The sequence below is a fragment of the Gaetbulibacter saemankumensis DSM 17032 genome (assembly GCF_000425645.1).
Taxonomy (GTDB): Bacteria; Bacteroidota; Bacteroidia; order Flavobacteriales; family Flavobacteriaceae; genus Gaetbulibacter; species Gaetbulibacter saemankumensis.
Genome location: NZ_AUDV01000007.1, coordinates 189,176 through 206,340, shown reverse-complemented (window position 1 = coordinate 206,340; position 17,165 = coordinate 189,176). Strand labels below are relative to the sequence as shown.

Genomic DNA, 17,165 nt, shown 5'->3' with positions numbered 1-17,165 from the left:
ACAAACACTCATTTTCAAATATATTATTACAGTGAAGATTTAATAATTTCAACCATCTTACTGGCTCGTTTTATAACTTCCTCTTCAGTCCATGATAATTTAATCAAACAAGAAATATTTCTTCCAATATAATAATCTGATTTTGGATATGATTTTGATTTTAAATATTTTAAACCTGATTTTACTTCTTTCGAAATAGGATATAGTGATTTAAAATCTTTTAAATGATCCCAATTACGTAAATAATGCCAGTTATTATTGTAATATTGAAAACAACCATCTATACCACAAGCCTTTAATGCCTGCGATACTTTAAGAGAAGATTCTATATCTGGTAAAAAGAAACTTAAAAAGGAATAATTTTCTTCACCTCCTTCTGGTGTACGTCTAAAAGTAATTTCAGGAACTTTAGACAAAGCTTCTCTAATTACAGTATAATTCTTTTTTTGAATATTAATAATTTCAGGCAAACGCTTTATTTGTGCCAACCCTACTGCTGCATGCAACTCAGATATCCTAAAATTATATCCCAAAAACGGATGGCATTCAGCTCCTCTATCATTACCTATATGGTCGTGACCATGATCACTATAATGATCGGCATGTAAATAATAATCTTTATTATTAGTAATTACTGCTCCACCTTCACCACAGGTAATTGTTTTTACAAAATCAAACGAAAAACACCCCAAATCACCGATACTTCCTAGAGCACTATTCTTATAAGTTGCTCCAATTGCCTGACAAGCGTCTTCAATTAATATGAGATTATGTTCGATACAAATATCTTTCAAAACATCCATTTCTCCCATACCTCCACACATTTGAACCACCATTACAGCTTTAGTTTTATCTGTTATGGCCTGCAATACGGATTCAGGATTTAATGCTAGCGTATCATCAATTTCCACTAACACAGGAATAGCTCCCAGCATCATAACCGCTTCGAAACTTGCAACAAACGTAAAAGTTGGCATGATAACTTCATCCCCTGCTCCCACTCCAGCTGACGCCAGAGCTACTGAAATTGCGGCAGTTCCACTAGATACTAATTGCGCATGATTTACTTGAAATATATTTTGAATTTCGTTTTCTAATTCCTTGGCTTTCCAATGACCATTTCGCATCCCGTCAAAACCATAACGCATAAGGACTCCGCTTTCTAAAACATCATTGACCTGTTCACGTTCTATATCACCAAATAATTCAAATCCTGGCATAATAAAATTTAAAGTTAGAATTCAAAACTACGATTAAATTAGGCAATAAAAAAAGCCCTTCAATTATAAATTACAAGGCTATTTTAAATACTTCTTATAGTTCTATAACAGACTCTTTTATAGAACGTCGCACTTTCTCAAAACCAGAAAAGATATCATCTTCCGCTCTATACCCTACTGGTAATAATAATACAGATTTTAAATTCATTCCGGCTAAACCTAAAGCCTCATCGTAGGCCTCCGGCACAAAACCTTCCATTGGACATGAATCTATTCCTTCGGCTGCACAGACAGTCATTAAGTTACCAAGGGCTATATAAGCCTGGTTTTTTGACCATTGCTGACGCTCTTCCACACTCATTTTGGTCATCATATTAATTAATTCTTCTCTATATGGTTTTAAAATAGTATCAGACGTTTTGCGAGTAGCTTTTATGTTTTCGTAATAGTTAACTACATCCTCATTTAAAACATCATCTTGAATACAAATAACTAATAAATGTGAAGCCTCAAGAACCTGTTTTTGATTATAGGCATGCTTTAACAACGATGCTCTTAAGTTAACATCCTTAATAACAATCATTTTTATGGTTTGTAAGCCAAAAGAGGTTGCTGTAAGGTTAAAAGCTTGTTTTAAAACTTCTAGTTTTTCATTGGATAGCTTTTTAGATTTATCAAATTTTTTAGTGGCATAGCGCCATTTTAACTGTTTTATTATATCCATGTATCGAATCGTTTCTGCAAAAATAAGATTTGTAACATTTCTTTTAAGCAAATCCTCTAGAAATTAATAGGATAGAAAAACAAGATAAAAAAAATCTAAAAAAACTTAATTTTTATTTGAAAGAATTAAAAAAGGGTTCTATATTTGCACCCGCATTCAGGGAATACCTGATGAGACACTCAAGGAGAAATGGCAGAGTGGTCGAATGCGGCAGTCTTGAAAACTGTTGAGGGTCACACCTCCGGGGGTTCGAATCCCTCTTTCTCCGCTGATAAAGTCGTCAAATGACACTTTAAAAGTCAAAACCCTTTAAACATTATGTTTAGAGGGTTTTTTGTTTTTTGGTATATAGGCAAAATACACATTAAATATCAAAGTTAGGTTACCCTATAGGTTACCCTTGAAAATGAGAAAAATAGGGTAACTAAATTTTTAAGGGAATCCTTGGGAATCCCTCGAAAACCCTATGTTTTACTGATAATTTTACAAAAACACTAAAACCGTAATATTATGATTAAAACATTTCTCTATCTTAAAACAGACAAGCAAAACGAAGAAGGCGAATCTCCAATTTATGCTAAAATCGAACTGCAAGGAAAAAAAACAACTTTAAGCACAGGTAAATTTATTAGTAAAGAAAGATGGGCTTTCACTAATAAACTTAGAAATAAACTACGCTTAGACAAGGAAAAAAACTGTAGAATAGCTTTGGATTTACTTGAATCTAAAATTGAAAACACCTACTTTGAATTAACAAAAAACAATATCAATACAACTTTAATAGATGTTAAAAACAAATTAAAAGGTAAGGATATAGATTCTACTGAGGTGGATATTATCAAATTATTTGAAAAACATAATGATTATTTTAAACGAAAATTTAAAGCTGGTGAACGTTCTAAAGCTTCACTACAAAAATACAATAGAGCCAAAGATTTATTGGCCAACTATATAAAAGTGAAACATGGTAAAAATTCTTTCGTTATAAATGATATTGATAATCAATTCATATACAATTTAGAATCTTATTTAAAATACGAATCCACTTTTAATAATAAAACGGGGATAAGTCATAATTATACTGTCAAATACATCCAGTGTTTTAAAACCGTCTGTAACTATGCTATCAAAAGAAATTTGATAAATAATAACCCATTTTTAATATATGACGAAAAACTAGTAATAAAAGACGCTATATTTCTCACCAACGAAGAATTGGGACGTATAGAAATGAAAATCTTCAGCAGCGAAAGACTAAATAAAGTACGAGACATATTTTTATTTAGTTGTTATACGAGTTATGCCCCGTGTGATGTAGAAAAATTAACAAAAAAAAAATCTCATCAAAGATAATGAAGGCATGTTTTGGATAAAGACGAATCGAGCAAAAACAAATGTTAAATCAAACGTACCATTGATTCCACCAGCCAAACGAATCATTGATAAATATGAGCGTCTAGATAACGATAAACTTCTACCGAAGATATCTAATCAAAAAATAAATGAATATCTAAAGGAAATAGCAACACTGTGTAGAATAGACAAAAAACTAACCCACTATACAGCCAGACATACCTTTGCTACAACGGTAACTTTAGGAAATGGCATTGCAATAGAAAATGTTTCTAAAATGATGGGGCACACTACAATAAAAATGACTCAACATTATGCTAAGGTGTTAGATAAAAATGTAAAAGAAGATATGAACAAATTGATGCAAAAGTTTTCTTAATTTCTTAATATGTTTAATTTAGAAGCTCTCAATATTGAGAGCTTTTTTTAAATAACTTTTTCCATGAAAAACATACTTGACTTAAACATTGAGATTGAAAAAATTGTAAAACCTAATATTGAATATCATCAAGAATTACAAAATATAAGATACAATGGAAAATGGGTGAACGAGATTCATTGGAACTATTTTAATGACTGGGAAGAAAGAATAAAAAATAAAATTAACAATATAGCAGATTTAGATAGCCTTAGTAAAGTCAAATTTATAAAAGTATTTCACCAAGATGTGTTACAGAAATATAGGGATTTACTTAAATTGGATTATAAGGATTTAGATATTCTACAATCAATTCCAAAAACTGTATATATATCAAATCTAGAAACAAAACTGTCAAAAAAGAAATTTCAAGAATTATATTTTTCTTCAGATGATTTCGGCTATGAAGAAACATTAACTAGAATGGCTGAAATATATAAAATAGATGATTTCGACTTATATGATGCACAACATTCACCTGATTCTTATAAATACATTCTACAGGATGAGATACTCTCTAATCTTAAAGAAGATAATGAAGAAAAGCTTGAGAGCATTTACTCCTATGTGCATTTAAGCTTAACCATGGAAGAAACACGAAAAATGTTAGGACGAATTACCGTATACCTTGATTATTTAGTAAACTTCATCAAAAAGTTAGAGAATTTTGAAGAAGATAAACTAACTTTAGATGAGGTACATGATAATGACCCAAATAATATTAAACTTGAGTTTAAAATCAATAAATTAGCTATTGCCATGTTTTATAGAAATCTTCACGACATGGGAATAATAAACGTTGATAACAAAAATCAAAAAATGCCCTATACGAACTTAAAAAAATATATCAATGATGCTAACATCTATTATTTAGATAATAAAAATGTAAATAAAGTTGATAGAATTAATAAGGAGTTTTCAAAAATTTTAAATGACAAATACAAGGAATACAAACAACAAGAACTTAACCTTTTAGACCTCCTAATTTCCAAATTTCAAGAAAAAAAAGAACAAATACTATCTCAATAACACCAAATTAAAATAAAAATAACCGTTCCTCAGGGAATGCTAGGGAATCCTTAGCTATCCCTATGAATATGAACAACCTTTGCAGCATATTAATTTTAAAAACAGATTATTATGAATGCAAAAGACTTAAACTTTCAATTCCTATCTAAGGAAGAACTTCAAAATCTATTAACTCCAATTACCTCTAAATTAGAATTAATAGATAAAAAACTAAATAATTCATCCTCTTCAAAGTCCAAAGGCTACTACCGTAACAAAGACCTTCAGGAAAAATTTAGACTGTCTCCCAATACAATAATTAAATATAGAGAGTCAGGTCTAATTCCTTTCACTGTAATTGGAGATATATACCTATACCCCATCGATAAAATTGAGGAAGTATTAAAAGCTAATTCTAACTGGGATTTATTCCAATAAAATTAGACTTGAAGATGTATACAGTTACAAAATATAAAAACATTAAGAATCCAAAAGACGGATTCAGATTAAGTATTGATAAGGTATTTGAAATAATAAAAAATGGAGATTCAGAATTAACTCATATTAAATATGCTAGAAGGTTAAAAAAAGGAAGTAAAGAATATGATGATGTAAAAACAAACCTTATCTCAACTTTCAGATTCAACTTTTTATTTAAAGGTAAAGCATCAAATAAAAATATTACCGATTCTACAGGTCTTATTTTTATTGACGTAGATAGCAATAAAAAAATAAATAAAAATGAATTTATTTTTGCTAAATGGAAATCCCTTTCAAAAAACGGTTACGGTATATTAGTTAAAGTGGATGGCTTAACAATCGATAATTTCAACAACGCTTATGATGAAATCTCGAAATTATTAAATATTAATTCTGATATAGGTGCTAGAAAACCAACACAACAAACGGTGTTAAGTTATGACCCTAAAATGTATATAAACCATAATTCAAAGGTTTATAATTGTGCCAATACAAAAAAAGTACCATCCCCCATTAAACAAAATTTGGAGAGAAGGGGTTTAACCTCGAATGATACTTTTTCTAACTCCTCCGAGTATAGAAAAGTAAGATTCAATAACATAAACGATTACTTTCAAAATAAAAATATGGATTTAGATTATATATTTTTTCCTGAAAATAAAGAAAAAATATGTCAACCATTTGTACCTATCACTGTTAAAGAAGGTCAAAGAAACAATACTATGTTCACCTATCTTACACAAATAACAGCCTTAAACCCATGGATTAACAATAATTATTTATCAAAACTAGCTGATTCAGTTAACTCGAACGCTTTTAAACCCACTCTTCAACAAAGTGAAATTAAAAATATTATCAATAATATTCTAAAACTAAATGAAGAGGGTAAGCTTGAATTATACCTGAATAAGGAAAGAAGAATTTTATTTAATCCAAACAAGGAATTCACATTCAAAGAAAAAATGGAAATTTCCAATAGAGAATTAGGTAAACTAAGAAGTGAAAAAACTAAAGACATAATATACGAATGTATTGAGATTTGGGATTTTAATACTCTCGGGAAAATAACCCAAAAGAAAATAGCAGATGAAATAACACCGAGCATATCAACAGTGAAAAGGCATTGGGAAGAATTTAAAAGTTATGTAAAAGAGCTTAATACTGATTTCAAAGCTAGAGGTAAATTAGATAATTTTGAAAATAACTGTAGTATCAAATATTCAATAAACTTCAGAGAAACACCCTTTCTAAAAAAATCTGCCTAAAATTTTTAAAAAAATTTTTAGAGACATCCCTCTCCATCGTATATACAATTAATTTTTCACCTTAAATATAAGGTTCGATACGGGGGTGGCGTAGGATTTTTGATATAAATTTCATAATTATTTTAAAGACACCTCCCTCCTAAAGTCACCATACAATTCAAAAAACGCACTATTCCTTAATGTAAATACACGTTTTAACGTGCTATACTGATACCATAATAGTACTATAAAACTCCTTTTGGGTATTTTATTTTTTTTTGATATTTATATTAAAAAAGAGTAAACTATGAAACTACCAAATCCATCAAAAGATGAAGTCTTACTTATTCGAATAAGTAAAAAAGAGAAAGAACATTTAAAAGAATTAGCTAGAAATGATAAACACGGAAGTAATGCCAGTGAAGTTGTTAGAAATTTAATTGAACGTGAATACTTTAAAAAAATATAATAACTCTAGAACTAAAGCTTTTAATATTTCAAACGAATAGTACTGTTATAATTTACAGTATAAATACAATTTTCATTGCTATTTAGGTTCGAAAACTAATCTATTTTTAAGATTAATATTTTATATTTAGTTTCTGAAATTTCACACAATAACTAAATCCAAAGATGTAAGGTTTAGAGTTCTGTTAAAACTATAATTACGGTTTACCGTTTTTAACTGAATAGTGATTAAACTAACTTAGAAGCCTTATACTGGTGCGGTATTTTAGTGCCGTGTGATTTGATTATTAATTGCTAACCAACCAATAAATGAAATTAATTAACAATCAAGATACTCTGCTTATTGAGGAACTAAAAAATCTGATTTCAGAAGCCTCTAAAATTTATGTAAGTTGCAACTATTTTACCTCTTTCGCCCTATTTGAACTTATTGAAACATTAAAAAAAGCAAATAATATTGAGGTACTTTTAGATTTCCATGAACAAGAAAAGGATGATTTCAAATTCATTCAAAATGGAGACGAACAAAAACTTAATTTAAAGTTAGATAGGAAATATAAAATCAACCAAGTTATTGGTTTAATTGAAGATAAAATTCATTTCCGAAAAGGCAGCATTGGAAACCAAAATATCATTATTATAGAGAACAATGAGGTTTCAACCTGCTTTATCCTAACGCCTCAAAATTTAGATTCTGTAAGTTTAGGAATCATACCTTCTAAGCTTCCTATTTTTATTAATGCGTTTCAAGAATTAAATCAATTTCAAAAAAATTAATCCATGGATAATCGATTAGAAAAAAATCAAATTACCCCATTCACCTAAAATTTGGTCTCCATTTGAACCATCGCTATTCTCACTTGAATCGCATGAGGAAAAGCACAGAAAAATGATTTAACTTATTCCAATTAATATTTTCATGACTATAAATATATAAATATAAAATATTGATTACAAATCACCTACAACCTAAGAATTAGTTTACGTATATTTGATAAATAAATGGTTAAAAACTTATTCTTATTTAAGAATAACGATTATTTAAAAAAATAATACGTTAACTAACTGAATTCTTTTTAAGCCGTACATATGTATAATATTGTTATAAAAACTTACAATAATGAAACACAAACTAACTTCAATAATTATTGCAGCCTTAATAGTATTTAGTGTTAACGCTCAAATTTCACATGATGGATTAATAGCATATTATCCAATAAATGGCAATATAAATGACGAAAGCGGGAATGGCTATGATGGAACCCCTGATGGTGTAACTCTAACAACAGATAGATTTGGTAATGAAAATTCTGCCTACAGCTTTAATGGTAGTAGTGATTTTATTACCTTTCCAAATATAATTCCTATAGATGTTGGAAGCTATTCCTTTTGGTTTAAAACTAACAATCATGACGCACAAGTAATGTTATATCATTCTAATGTTCAAGACAATGGCTTTGGATATAGCTTAGATGCATTGCAAACACACACAGGAATTTCTTCCTTTTCAGAAGGTGGAATATTTTACATTTTTGAAAACAACCAAAGTGTTAGTCATAATGACACCTCTCCATTGATTTTAAATAAATGGTACCATTTAACACTGACATATGACACACAGGATAAAATAAAATTATACCTTGATAATGTTCTTATAAATGAACAGAATTTAACACCTATCCTCGGTAGTCATATGCCAATTTACACTTACTTCGGTAAACCATATTTAAATACCAGATACTTTAATGGTTCTTTTGACAACCTTAGAATTTATAATCGAGTTTTACTTGCCGAAGAAATCAAAGAATTATTTTATGAAGGAACATGTTACCAAACTATTACTGTAACAGACACATTGTATATTAACACAACTACTTTAAGTTATAATCCAATTTCCTATAATCACACCTTCAAAGTTTACCCAAATCCAGCAAAAAACCAAATTACAATTGATAACGGCAATATTAATTCAATTCCTGGTTATTCAATTGAAATAACTAATTCATTAGGTCAATCAATGTTTCAATCGGAAATCAGTGAACAACAATTTTATATTGACATATCTAATTGGGCAACTGGTCTTTATTTTATAAGTATTTACAATTCATCCTCCAATAAAATTGAAGTTAAGAAACTTATTTTAGATTAGAAGCTTACCTAAATACTAATAAAATAAGTTTGATTAGTTTTAGTTAAACTTTTAAATGTAATTATCGATATAGTTATATTAAAAACAAGACTTTTTAAATAAATCCATACAATAAATTACATTTATACAGTAAACTGTAATAAAGTTGATTGAATTTATCAGCATGAAACAATTCTTAACCTTCACCTTAATTTGAAGAACTTAATGTCCTAGAAATAACTCCTAAGACCTCAACCATTTTACGAAGTCTATCACCAAAGCGACAATCAATACAAGAAATGTAAAAACCAACTGAACAAACAAACCTATTACATTCAGGTCTGCTCTTATTGAAATTGGCCTATTTTGCAATTCAGCACTTTTAAAAGAACGATACCAATGGGCAGCCTCCAAATCATATTTAGCACGAGTTCCTACACTTTCATCATTTGGTCTCCATAAATACTCTATGTTTTTACTGTGACTTTCCATGACTTTAAACTTTATATTACAAATATAACAAATTGCTAACTAACGTTTGCAATTTGTTATAAAATATTTCATCTTTGATTATATAAATTTAACACCATGAAATCCAACACTTCAATTCAAATCGCACAAATCATTTTAAATCAAATTAAGTGTATTGATAGGTCTGCTCTTTTTGCATGGGGAGCAAAGAACTATGTAGCTTTACCTGAGTCAAAAGATTTTCAAGGAGGTGTTACTTTTAAAGTAAATGGTTCAACATTTAAAAGCTGGGTTAAAGTGAAACTAACAAGGCTTGACGAATACAAGGTATCGTTTATTAATAAAAAAGCTGAGGTTGAAAAATCTTGTGACGGTGTTTATTGTGACATGCTTGTTGATATTATAGACTATGTAGAAGGTAAATATGCTGGTTAATGAAAAAGTACGTTGCATATTATAGGGTCTCAACCCAAAAACAGGGAAGTTCGGGTCTTGGGTTACAAGCTCAGAAAAATGCTGTTGCATATCATATAAAGGAAAACGGTAATCTAATTGGCGAATTTACCGAAGTTGAAACTGGAACCAGAAAAAAGAAACGTGTTGAGATTTATAAAGCTATCGAACTTGCTAAATCCTCCAAAGCAACCCTTATAGTAGCCAAGCTAGACCGTTTAGCTCGTGACGTAGAATTTACCTCTGCCCTATTTAACGGTGGTGTTGATTTTATATGCTGTGACAACCCCAATGCAAACAAATTAACTATCCAGCTACTTTCAGTAATAGCAGAACATGAAGCTGAGGTCATTTCTAAGCGCATTAAAGACGCTTTAAAGGTTAAAAAAGAGAAAATTGAAAAAGGTATCTACACTAATAAGGATGGTTCAACCATGACTCCTATTAATGGTGAAATTAGACTTGGCAATCCAAATGGTTTTGGGGAATTTCAAAAACTTGGCGTTGAAAAAATCAAGGAAAATGCCCGTACAAATAAAAACAATATTCAAGCCATGGATATTATCTGCTCAGCTCGGAAAGAAGGTATGACTTTCCAAGCCATTGCTGATAAATTAAATAAACTACAGTATACCACTAGGAGGGGCAAGAAATTTAATCCTATCCAAGTTCAAAGACTTTTTAAAAAATGTGAGGATTAACTATTGTTTAACGTCAGCAAAAAGTGAACTTTTATAGGTTGATTTTTAAGTGAGAAAAAAGATTATAATTTTAACCTTAAAAATCATTACAATGAACAGAGAACACAATGCAAAATCATTAATCAAAACATTAAACGACAGAAAAAAAACAATATCAAAAATTTAGCTTAAATTAGCATTAAACCCTCTCTTAAATTTTAAACCAAAAAGTTCAAATTTATCTGAAGACTTAGAAATACAAGACCTTGACATTATGCGTTCTCACATGCTTAATCCCGCCTCTCATTATGATGTTTACACAATTCTTTTTCAAACTGAACTTATTAAAGGTATTAAAACTCTAGAAGAGCTTTCGATACTCACTAACATTATATTATAAAAATTTAATTAATAATTAAATGAAACAAATAGATAGCTCTATAGATTTGAGTGACGAAATATTGAATTATTTAATCCAAAAGCGGTCGTCTAATTCTAATCTTAAATTTTGGTTACGTCAGCAAAACACTAGCAACCGATTAGATGATGGCTATTGGTTTCAGGGTACTGACAAATATATAGCTGTAGGTTTTGTAAATAGAACTGCTGGCAATCACTCTACAAGAAGTATTTCATTTATTGTAGAGTTTGATGGGGATGGAAAAACCAAATGTAGACTCGAAATTATATTCAAAAAAGAAAAAAACGAACAAATAATAGCATGTTATAATAGCATTGTAAATACAATTGGGGGTTTTGAAAAAGTAAACGACAAGCATTTCTTTAAAAAATATAATTCAAAAGAACCAATAGAGAGTTTAGATGAGTTCCTAACAACTCAAAAACCTAAAATTGACAATATTATCCAGAAGTTGAACCTAAAGGATAAATTTGAAATTCCCGATGAAAAATTTGAAAAAATATTAAGCAATACTCTAAAAAAGAAAAGTGAAGCTAAAATTTCAAATCCTTTTAAAATTATAGTTGCCAACATCACTTGGAATAGTAAAGATTGGAAAGAAGTTAGTGAAGATATGAGTGGTCATGCTTGGGTTGGTGGTGACAACATACCACATGAAAGCTGGAATTTTGATTTTGAAAATCCAAGAAATGAAGGAGACAAATTACTTGGCTTTGTCAAGTTCACAAATGCACCTAAAGTATCAGGTAACAACAACCTTTTTATATTTTACTCTCAAGGGAAAATAGTTGGTTTTTATGGTAAAACAGAAGTTCTTAAAGACTGGGTGGATATTAATGAAAGAGAATCATATAACCTCATTGCTGATAAAAACTTAAGTGTAGTATTGCCAAACAAAATAGACAACATAAAAGACAAAGGGTATTTAGAAGGCTTGAGTCGTGTAGGTCAAGTAGGGTTTAGCTATCTCAAAAAACCTGAAACTGTATTAAATATTTTAGATGAAGCTATTGACTTAAACCCTAATATAAGCAATAAGCTACAAAACATTAAAGCATGGATTACAGAACAAAATTCCTCAACAGAAAGAGAAACCGCAATAACAATAGGCATGGATAAAAAAATAGATTTAAATCAAATATTTTTTGGGCCTCCTGGGACAGGAAAAACATATCATACCATTAATGAAGCAATAAAAATAGTTGACCCAAAATTTTATCAGGCAAATAAAGATAATAGGGATAAACTAAAGGACCGTTTTAAATTATTGTTACTTAATAATGATAATGAAGATATAGGTCAGATAGGATTTACCACTTTTCATCAATCATTTAGCTACGAAGATTTTATTGAAGGTATTAAACCTGTAGAACCATCGGATGGAGACACTTATTTAAAGTATGAAGTACAAGAAGGTGTTTTTAAAAAAATATGTCGATTGGCTAATGATAGTTTAAATGCTGTCTCTATAGATTCAGATTCACTTATTTCTTTATCTCCAGAGGAATATGAAAAAGCTCACTTTTATAAAATGTCATTGGGAAATACACTAATTGAAGATGACAATGAAATATTTGATTATTGCGTAGATAATAATTGTATTACACTGGGGTTTGGAAATGGTCTGAATTTTACTGGAAAGGACGAAAAGGAATTGAGAACTTTTGGACAAGAAAACAATCTGGAACCATTTCCTATACAAGCAATGAATTTATTTAGTAATTATTTAAAAATTGGTAATTACGTAGTGATATCTAATGGTAACCACTATATAAGAGCTATTGGTAAAGTAGTTGGGAACTATGAATTTAGGGAAGAATCACCTTTTACCAATAATTTAGATTATAAACACTTTAGACAAGTAGAATGGGTTTTTACTAATAAAAAGATTTCAGCTAAAGAGATTTATAATAAAAATCTATCCCAACAGACCATTTATAAACTTGAAAAAAAGGAAATTAAACAAGATTTTTTTGTTAAAGAAAAGAAAGTTGATACACTAAAGTTACCCAAAAACCCTAAAAACTTTGTTTTAATTGTTGACGAAATAAATCGAGGTAACGTGTCTTCTATATTTGGGGAGCTAATAACGTTAATAGAAAAAGATAAAAGAGCTAATAGTGATGAAGAACTAAGCGTGACATTACCTTACTCTAAAACTGAATTTAAGGTACCTAATAACGTTTTCATTATTGGAACTATGAATACAGCTGACAGAAGTATAGAAGCATTAGATACAGCCCTTAGAAGACGTTTTTCATTTAGAGAAATGCCTCCAAAACCCAATTTAATTTTAACGGAAGGGAAATTAAAAAGCACTAAAGGTATGATTGAGGATATCAATGTTGTTAAAATTTTAGAAACCATCAATAATAGAATAGAAAAACTTATTGATAAAGACCACAAAATTGGTCATTCATATTTTTTAAATATTGCAACAGAAGACGAATTAAAAAATACTTTTAATGACAAAGTCATACCGCTTTTGGAGGAATACTTCTTCGGTGACTTTGGCAAAATAAGCTTAATTTTAGGAAGTAGCTTTATAACAAAAGGGACTAAAGCTGGGATGACTTTTGCTAAATCAAATGAGTATGACCCTTCAATTGCTAATGATTTACTAGAGCGTTCTGTTTATGAAGTAACTAGTACAGATGATTGGAATTTTAAAGCTATTTACGAATAATTAATATGTCTAGAGTTATTCAAGTCTTTGAGTTCGAAAAGTTAACCCTTCACAAGGATTGGAGAGGACGCTATTTAGAAGAAAGAGAACTTGATAAACTCTATGAATTTAATGACAAAAACGACAATGTTTATTTTACTGGCATTAGAGATGGTGTTAAGTTTAAAAACTTTGTTGGTGTTATTCAGATTGGTGGGTTAACTATTGAAATTCTCCCAAAAACAGATAGGAATATTGCAGAGGATTCGGATTTTAGTGCATGGTATGGTGCTTTACTCAATATGCTCAAAATCTGTAAGCATATTAATGTAAATTCAGTATCTGAAACTAATCTTAAAAGAAAACATAATTCCCTTTTAGACCTTTATTTTGAAATGTATTTAGACGAAGTTCAAAGTTTGTTAAGAACAGGATTAGTTAAACAATATAGAAGAGACTCTTCAAATGTACTTGCTTTAAAAGGGCGATTAGATTTTAATAAAAATATTCAGCAAAACCTTATTCATCAGGAGAGATTTTATACCGAGCACCAAATCTATGACTATGAGAACTTGGTGAATCAAATTCTATTAAAGGGATTAACCATTTTAAGTACATTAACTTATAACTCTCAACTAAAAGATAGAATAGCAAGGTTAAGAGTAAACTTTCCAGAAATAAAAGAAATCTCAATTCAGAAGTATCATTTTGATAAAGTAAAAGAAAATAGAAAGACTATTGGATACACTCGAGCATTGCAAATCGCTAAAATGATTATTCTCAACTATTCACCAGATATTCGGTCTGGTCAAGAAAATATGTTAACGCTATTGTTTGACATGAATAAACTTTGGGAAGAGTATGTTTACAGGATGTTATTGAGAGCTAAAGAAGATAATCTTACAGTAAGCTTTCAAAATAAACAAGTTTTCTGGGAAGGACGAACTATTAGACCTGATTTAGTTCTGATTAGAAATAAAGATGAGAAAAATGAAGAAACTTTTATTATTGATACAAAATGGAAAGTATTAGACGCAAGTAATCCAAAACCAAGTGACAATGATTTAAAGCAGATGTATGCCTATAATTTATATTGGGATGCTAAACGAAGTATGCTCTTATATCCAAATTCAAAATTAATTAATGAGAAATTTGGTAATTACTGGAAGGGTAGAGAAAATCCAGATAATAACCAATGTAAGGTTGGGTTTATAAATGTTTTGGATGAAGATGATTATTTAAACTTAACAATAGGTGGAGAAATTTTAGAAAAAATAATCATGTAAAACTTAAATTTTAAAATTGAATGGAATTAAGTCATTTATCAGCAATTATAGAAGGTGAAATCCCCTTATTTCTAATTGGGTTGGAGCCTGAAAATAGTACAGAAAATATTACAAACAATCGGTTAGAAAATATTATTATAAAAGAAATATTAAAAAATGATATTTATAATGTGTTTCGGGGGACTGACTTTTCAAGACTTACCTACGTTATAAATCATGGTGTCGAAGGAGAAAATCCTACTGATGCATTCTGGGCAATTCCTTTTTCTATTGACAAAGCTTTAGAATATGGAGGCTATCCAAAAATGTTACTTTGCTATGATTTTGAGCAATGCCAACGCTCATATGAAAGAATTAAAAATACAGATGAAAATGCTGTACAAATTTCTAAATTAAAAAATACTTATAAGTCATTTTTATATTCTAAAGACAATAAAGAGATTTGGTTTTCTATGTTTGGTGATAATGATGAAAGGAATTACAATAGGATTGGAACACCTTATGAAATGAGTTATGGTTATTATATACCAAAGAATCAAAAAAAAGCTCTAAAATATATTGTTGCTATTGCTTCTGGGAAAGATTGGATAAATCAATTAATGTTGGAGTTTTCTAAATATGATGTCAAGATTCAATCTCAAATATAGTGAACATGGAAAAACCAATCCTTTCTAAATCAACATTTATTAGGGGCTTACAATGTGAAAAGTCATTGTATCTCTATAAGCATCATTATGATTTAAAGGTTGAGGCATCTACTCAAATTCAAGCTATATTTAATCAAGGAAATAATGTTGGCATTTTAGCTCATGATTTATTTCCAAATGGTGTGGACGCATCACCTTCTAGTTATTTTAAAATTCAAGAATCAGTTTTAAAAACAAAAAAATTTATTGAAAATGGAGAGTCAATTATCTTTGAAGCCACATTTCAATTTAATGGAGTATTGGCTGCACTTGACATTCTAGTTAAGGAAAATGATAGTTGGAAAGCTTATGAAGTAAAAAGTTCTACCAGTATTTCAGATGTTTATATAAATGATGCAGCAATTCAGTATTATACAATAGTTAATTCAGGAATTGCACTTAAGGATATCTCTATCGTTCATATTAATAATCAATACGTTAAAGATGGTGGTATTGATATTCAGAAACTATTCACTATAGAATCAGTTTTTGATAAAGTTCAAAATGTCTTACCAAAAACACCAAATCAAATAGAGCGATTTAAGCAAGTAATAAAACAACATGAAGCACCTAATATTGGTATTGGACCACATTGCTCTGAACCATATGATTGTGACTTTAAAGGGTACTGTTGGAATCTTATTCCAGACTATTCTATATTCAATATTTCTAGATTAAATATAAATAAGAAATTTGAACTTTATAATCAGGGTGCTGTTTCATTTGAAGAAATTGATTTACAAGTCACATCATTAAATCCTAACCAATTAATACAAGTAACGAGTGAATTAGATAATACAACTTATATAGATAAGTCAAAGATTAAGAGTTTTTTAGAAGAATTGGTTTATCCGCTACACTTTTTAGACTTTGAAACAATGGCAACAGCTATTCCTATTTATGATAATAGCAGACCATATCAGCAATTGGTTTTTCAATATTCGCTTCACGTTCAAAATGAGATTGGAGACATAGACCATAAAGAATACTTAGCAGAAGCTAATCCTAATATAGACCCAAGAGAATCTTTTGTTAAGCAGTTAATTGAGGATTGTAAAAATTCTGGTGATATACTGGTCTATAACATTGGATTTGAGAGAGGAAAATTAAATGACCTCATCTTAGTATATCCACAATATTCAAATGAAATTGAAAGCATTATATCTAGGTTGAAAGACTTAATGATTCCATTTCGAAAGAAGTGGTATTATACACCAGAAATGAAAGGCAGTTACTCTATCAAAGCTGTTTTACCAGCTTTAGTGCCAGAATTGTCTTATAATGATTTGGAGATTAAAGAAGGTGGTACGGCAAGTACTGTTTTTACACAAATGGTCACTGGAGAATTTTCGGGGGACATGGAAAAAACCAGAACAGACCTTTTAGAATATTGTAAATTGGACACTCATGCTATGGTAAAGATTCTTGAAAAGCTTTATGAAATACCAGAGTCTTGAATG

Annotated in this window: 17 protein-coding genes and 1 tRNA gene; 15 read left to right on the top strand and 3 right to left on the bottom strand. The window is 29.5% G+C overall.

The genetic code is table 11. The features are described from left to right. Positions 1 to 26 precede the first annotated feature (26 nt). Positions 27 to 1,220 (bottom strand): DegT/DnrJ/EryC1/StrS family aminotransferase, encoded by a 1,194-nt coding sequence (locus H611_RS0105515; RefSeq protein WP_027137413.1) that lies wholly within the window; start codon positions 1,218 to 1,220, stop codon positions 27 to 29. Positions 1,221 to 1,314: 94 nt separating this feature from the next. Continuing rightward, positions 1,315 to 1,944: an NAD(P)H-dependent oxidoreductase gene (locus H611_RS0105510; RefSeq protein ID WP_027137412.1), complete on the bottom strand. Its 630-nt coding sequence runs from the start codon at positions 1,942 to 1,944 to the stop codon at positions 1,315 to 1,317. Positions 1,945 to 2,127: 183 nt separating this feature from the next. Here H611_RS0105510 and H611_RS0105505 point away from each other — a divergent pair. The 9 genes from H611_RS0105505 (at position 2,128) to H611_RS0105470 (ending at position 9,064) form a co-directional block, all read left to right on the top strand. Further along, positions 2,128 to 2,212: transfer RNA gene (locus tag H611_RS0105505), tRNA-Ser, on the top strand. 242 nt (positions 2,213 to 2,454) lie between these two features. Then, positions 2,455 to 3,297 carry a phage integrase SAM-like domain-containing protein gene (locus tag H611_RS14010; protein WP_245574775.1) on the top strand — a complete coding sequence of 281 codons (843 nt, stop codon included), beginning with the start codon at positions 2,455 to 2,457 and terminating at the stop codon, positions 3,295 to 3,297. Between the two features lie 7 nt (positions 3,298 to 3,304). After that, positions 3,305 to 3,676: a site-specific integrase gene (locus tag H611_RS14910; protein ID WP_245574774.1), complete on the top strand. Its 372-nt coding sequence runs from the start codon at positions 3,305 to 3,307 to the stop codon at positions 3,674 to 3,676. Positions 3,677 to 3,739: 63 nt separating this feature from the next. Further along, positions 3,740 to 4,744: a hypothetical protein gene (locus tag H611_RS0105495; RefSeq protein WP_027137411.1), complete on the top strand. Its 1,005-nt coding sequence runs from the start codon at positions 3,740 to 3,742 to the stop codon at positions 4,742 to 4,744. A gap of 111 nt (positions 4,745 to 4,855) precedes the next feature. Further along, positions 4,856 to 5,161: a helix-turn-helix domain-containing protein gene (locus tag H611_RS0105490; protein WP_027137410.1), complete on the top strand. Its 306-nt coding sequence runs from the start codon at positions 4,856 to 4,858 to the stop codon at positions 5,159 to 5,161. A 14-nt stretch (positions 5,162 to 5,175) separates the two neighbouring features. Further along, on the top strand, positions 5,176 to 6,468 hold the full coding sequence (locus H611_RS0105485) for a primase C-terminal domain-containing protein (RefSeq protein ID WP_027137409.1): 1,293 nt from the start codon (positions 5,176 to 5,178) through the stop codon (positions 6,466 to 6,468). Between the two features lie 286 nt (positions 6,469 to 6,754). After that, positions 6,755 to 6,916, top strand: coding sequence for a hypothetical protein (locus tag H611_RS14745; protein WP_157515057.1), 162 nt, complete (start codon positions 6,755 to 6,757; stop codon positions 6,914 to 6,916). Between the two features lie 308 nt (positions 6,917 to 7,224). After that, a complete protein-coding gene (locus tag H611_RS0105475) occupies positions 7,225 to 7,692 on the top strand; it encodes a phospholipase D-like domain-containing protein (RefSeq protein ID WP_027137408.1) in 468 nt (155 codons plus the stop codon). A 343-nt stretch (positions 7,693 to 8,035) separates the two neighbouring features. Further along, positions 8,036 to 9,064: a LamG-like jellyroll fold domain-containing protein gene (locus tag H611_RS0105470; protein WP_027137407.1), complete on the top strand. Its 1,029-nt coding sequence runs from the start codon at positions 8,036 to 8,038 to the stop codon at positions 9,062 to 9,064. A 222-nt stretch (positions 9,065 to 9,286) separates the two neighbouring features. Here the strand turns inward: H611_RS0105470 and H611_RS0105465 are convergent, their stop codons facing one another. Then, complete coding sequence (locus H611_RS0105465) at positions 9,287 to 9,535, bottom strand: hypothetical protein (protein WP_027137406.1); 249 nt, start codon at positions 9,533 to 9,535, stop codon at positions 9,287 to 9,289. Between the two features lie 96 nt (positions 9,536 to 9,631). On the opposite strand from H611_RS0105465, the gene H611_RS0105460 reads away from it, so the two are divergent. The 6 genes from H611_RS0105460 to H611_RS0105435 all read left to right on the top strand — a co-directional run bounded on the left by H611_RS0105460 (position 9,632) and on the right by H611_RS0105435 (position 17,162). Then, on the top strand, positions 9,632 to 9,949 hold the full coding sequence (locus tag H611_RS0105460) for a hypothetical protein (protein ID WP_027137405.1): 318 nt from the start codon (positions 9,632 to 9,634) through the stop codon (positions 9,947 to 9,949). Continuing rightward, a complete protein-coding gene (locus tag H611_RS0105455; protein ID WP_035483495.1) occupies positions 9,949 to 10,668 on the top strand; it encodes a recombinase family protein in 720 nt (239 codons plus the stop codon). Before H611_RS0105460 ends, H611_RS0105455 begins: the two co-directional genes overlap by 1 nt. Before the next feature lie 398 nt (positions 10,669 to 11,066). After that, positions 11,067 to 13,754 carry an McrB family protein gene (locus tag H611_RS14480; protein ID WP_051238733.1) on the top strand — a complete coding sequence of 896 codons (2,688 nt, stop codon included), beginning with the start codon at positions 11,067 to 11,069 and terminating at the stop codon, positions 13,752 to 13,754. Positions 13,755 to 13,759: 5 nt separating this feature from the next. After that, on the top strand, positions 13,760 to 15,019 hold the full coding sequence (locus H611_RS0105445; protein WP_035483493.1) for an McrC family protein: 1,260 nt from the start codon (positions 13,760 to 13,762) through the stop codon (positions 15,017 to 15,019). A gap of 20 nt (positions 15,020 to 15,039) precedes the next feature. Then, positions 15,040 to 15,666 carry a hypothetical protein gene (locus H611_RS0105440; RefSeq protein WP_027137402.1) on the top strand — a complete coding sequence of 209 codons (627 nt, stop codon included), beginning with the start codon at positions 15,040 to 15,042 and terminating at the stop codon, positions 15,664 to 15,666. A 5-nt stretch (positions 15,667 to 15,671) separates the two neighbouring features. Beyond that, a complete protein-coding gene (locus H611_RS0105435) occupies positions 15,672 to 17,162 on the top strand; it encodes a DUF2779 domain-containing protein (RefSeq protein WP_027137401.1) in 1,491 nt (496 codons plus the stop codon). The last annotated feature ends 3 nt before the right edge of the window (positions 17,163 to 17,165 follow it).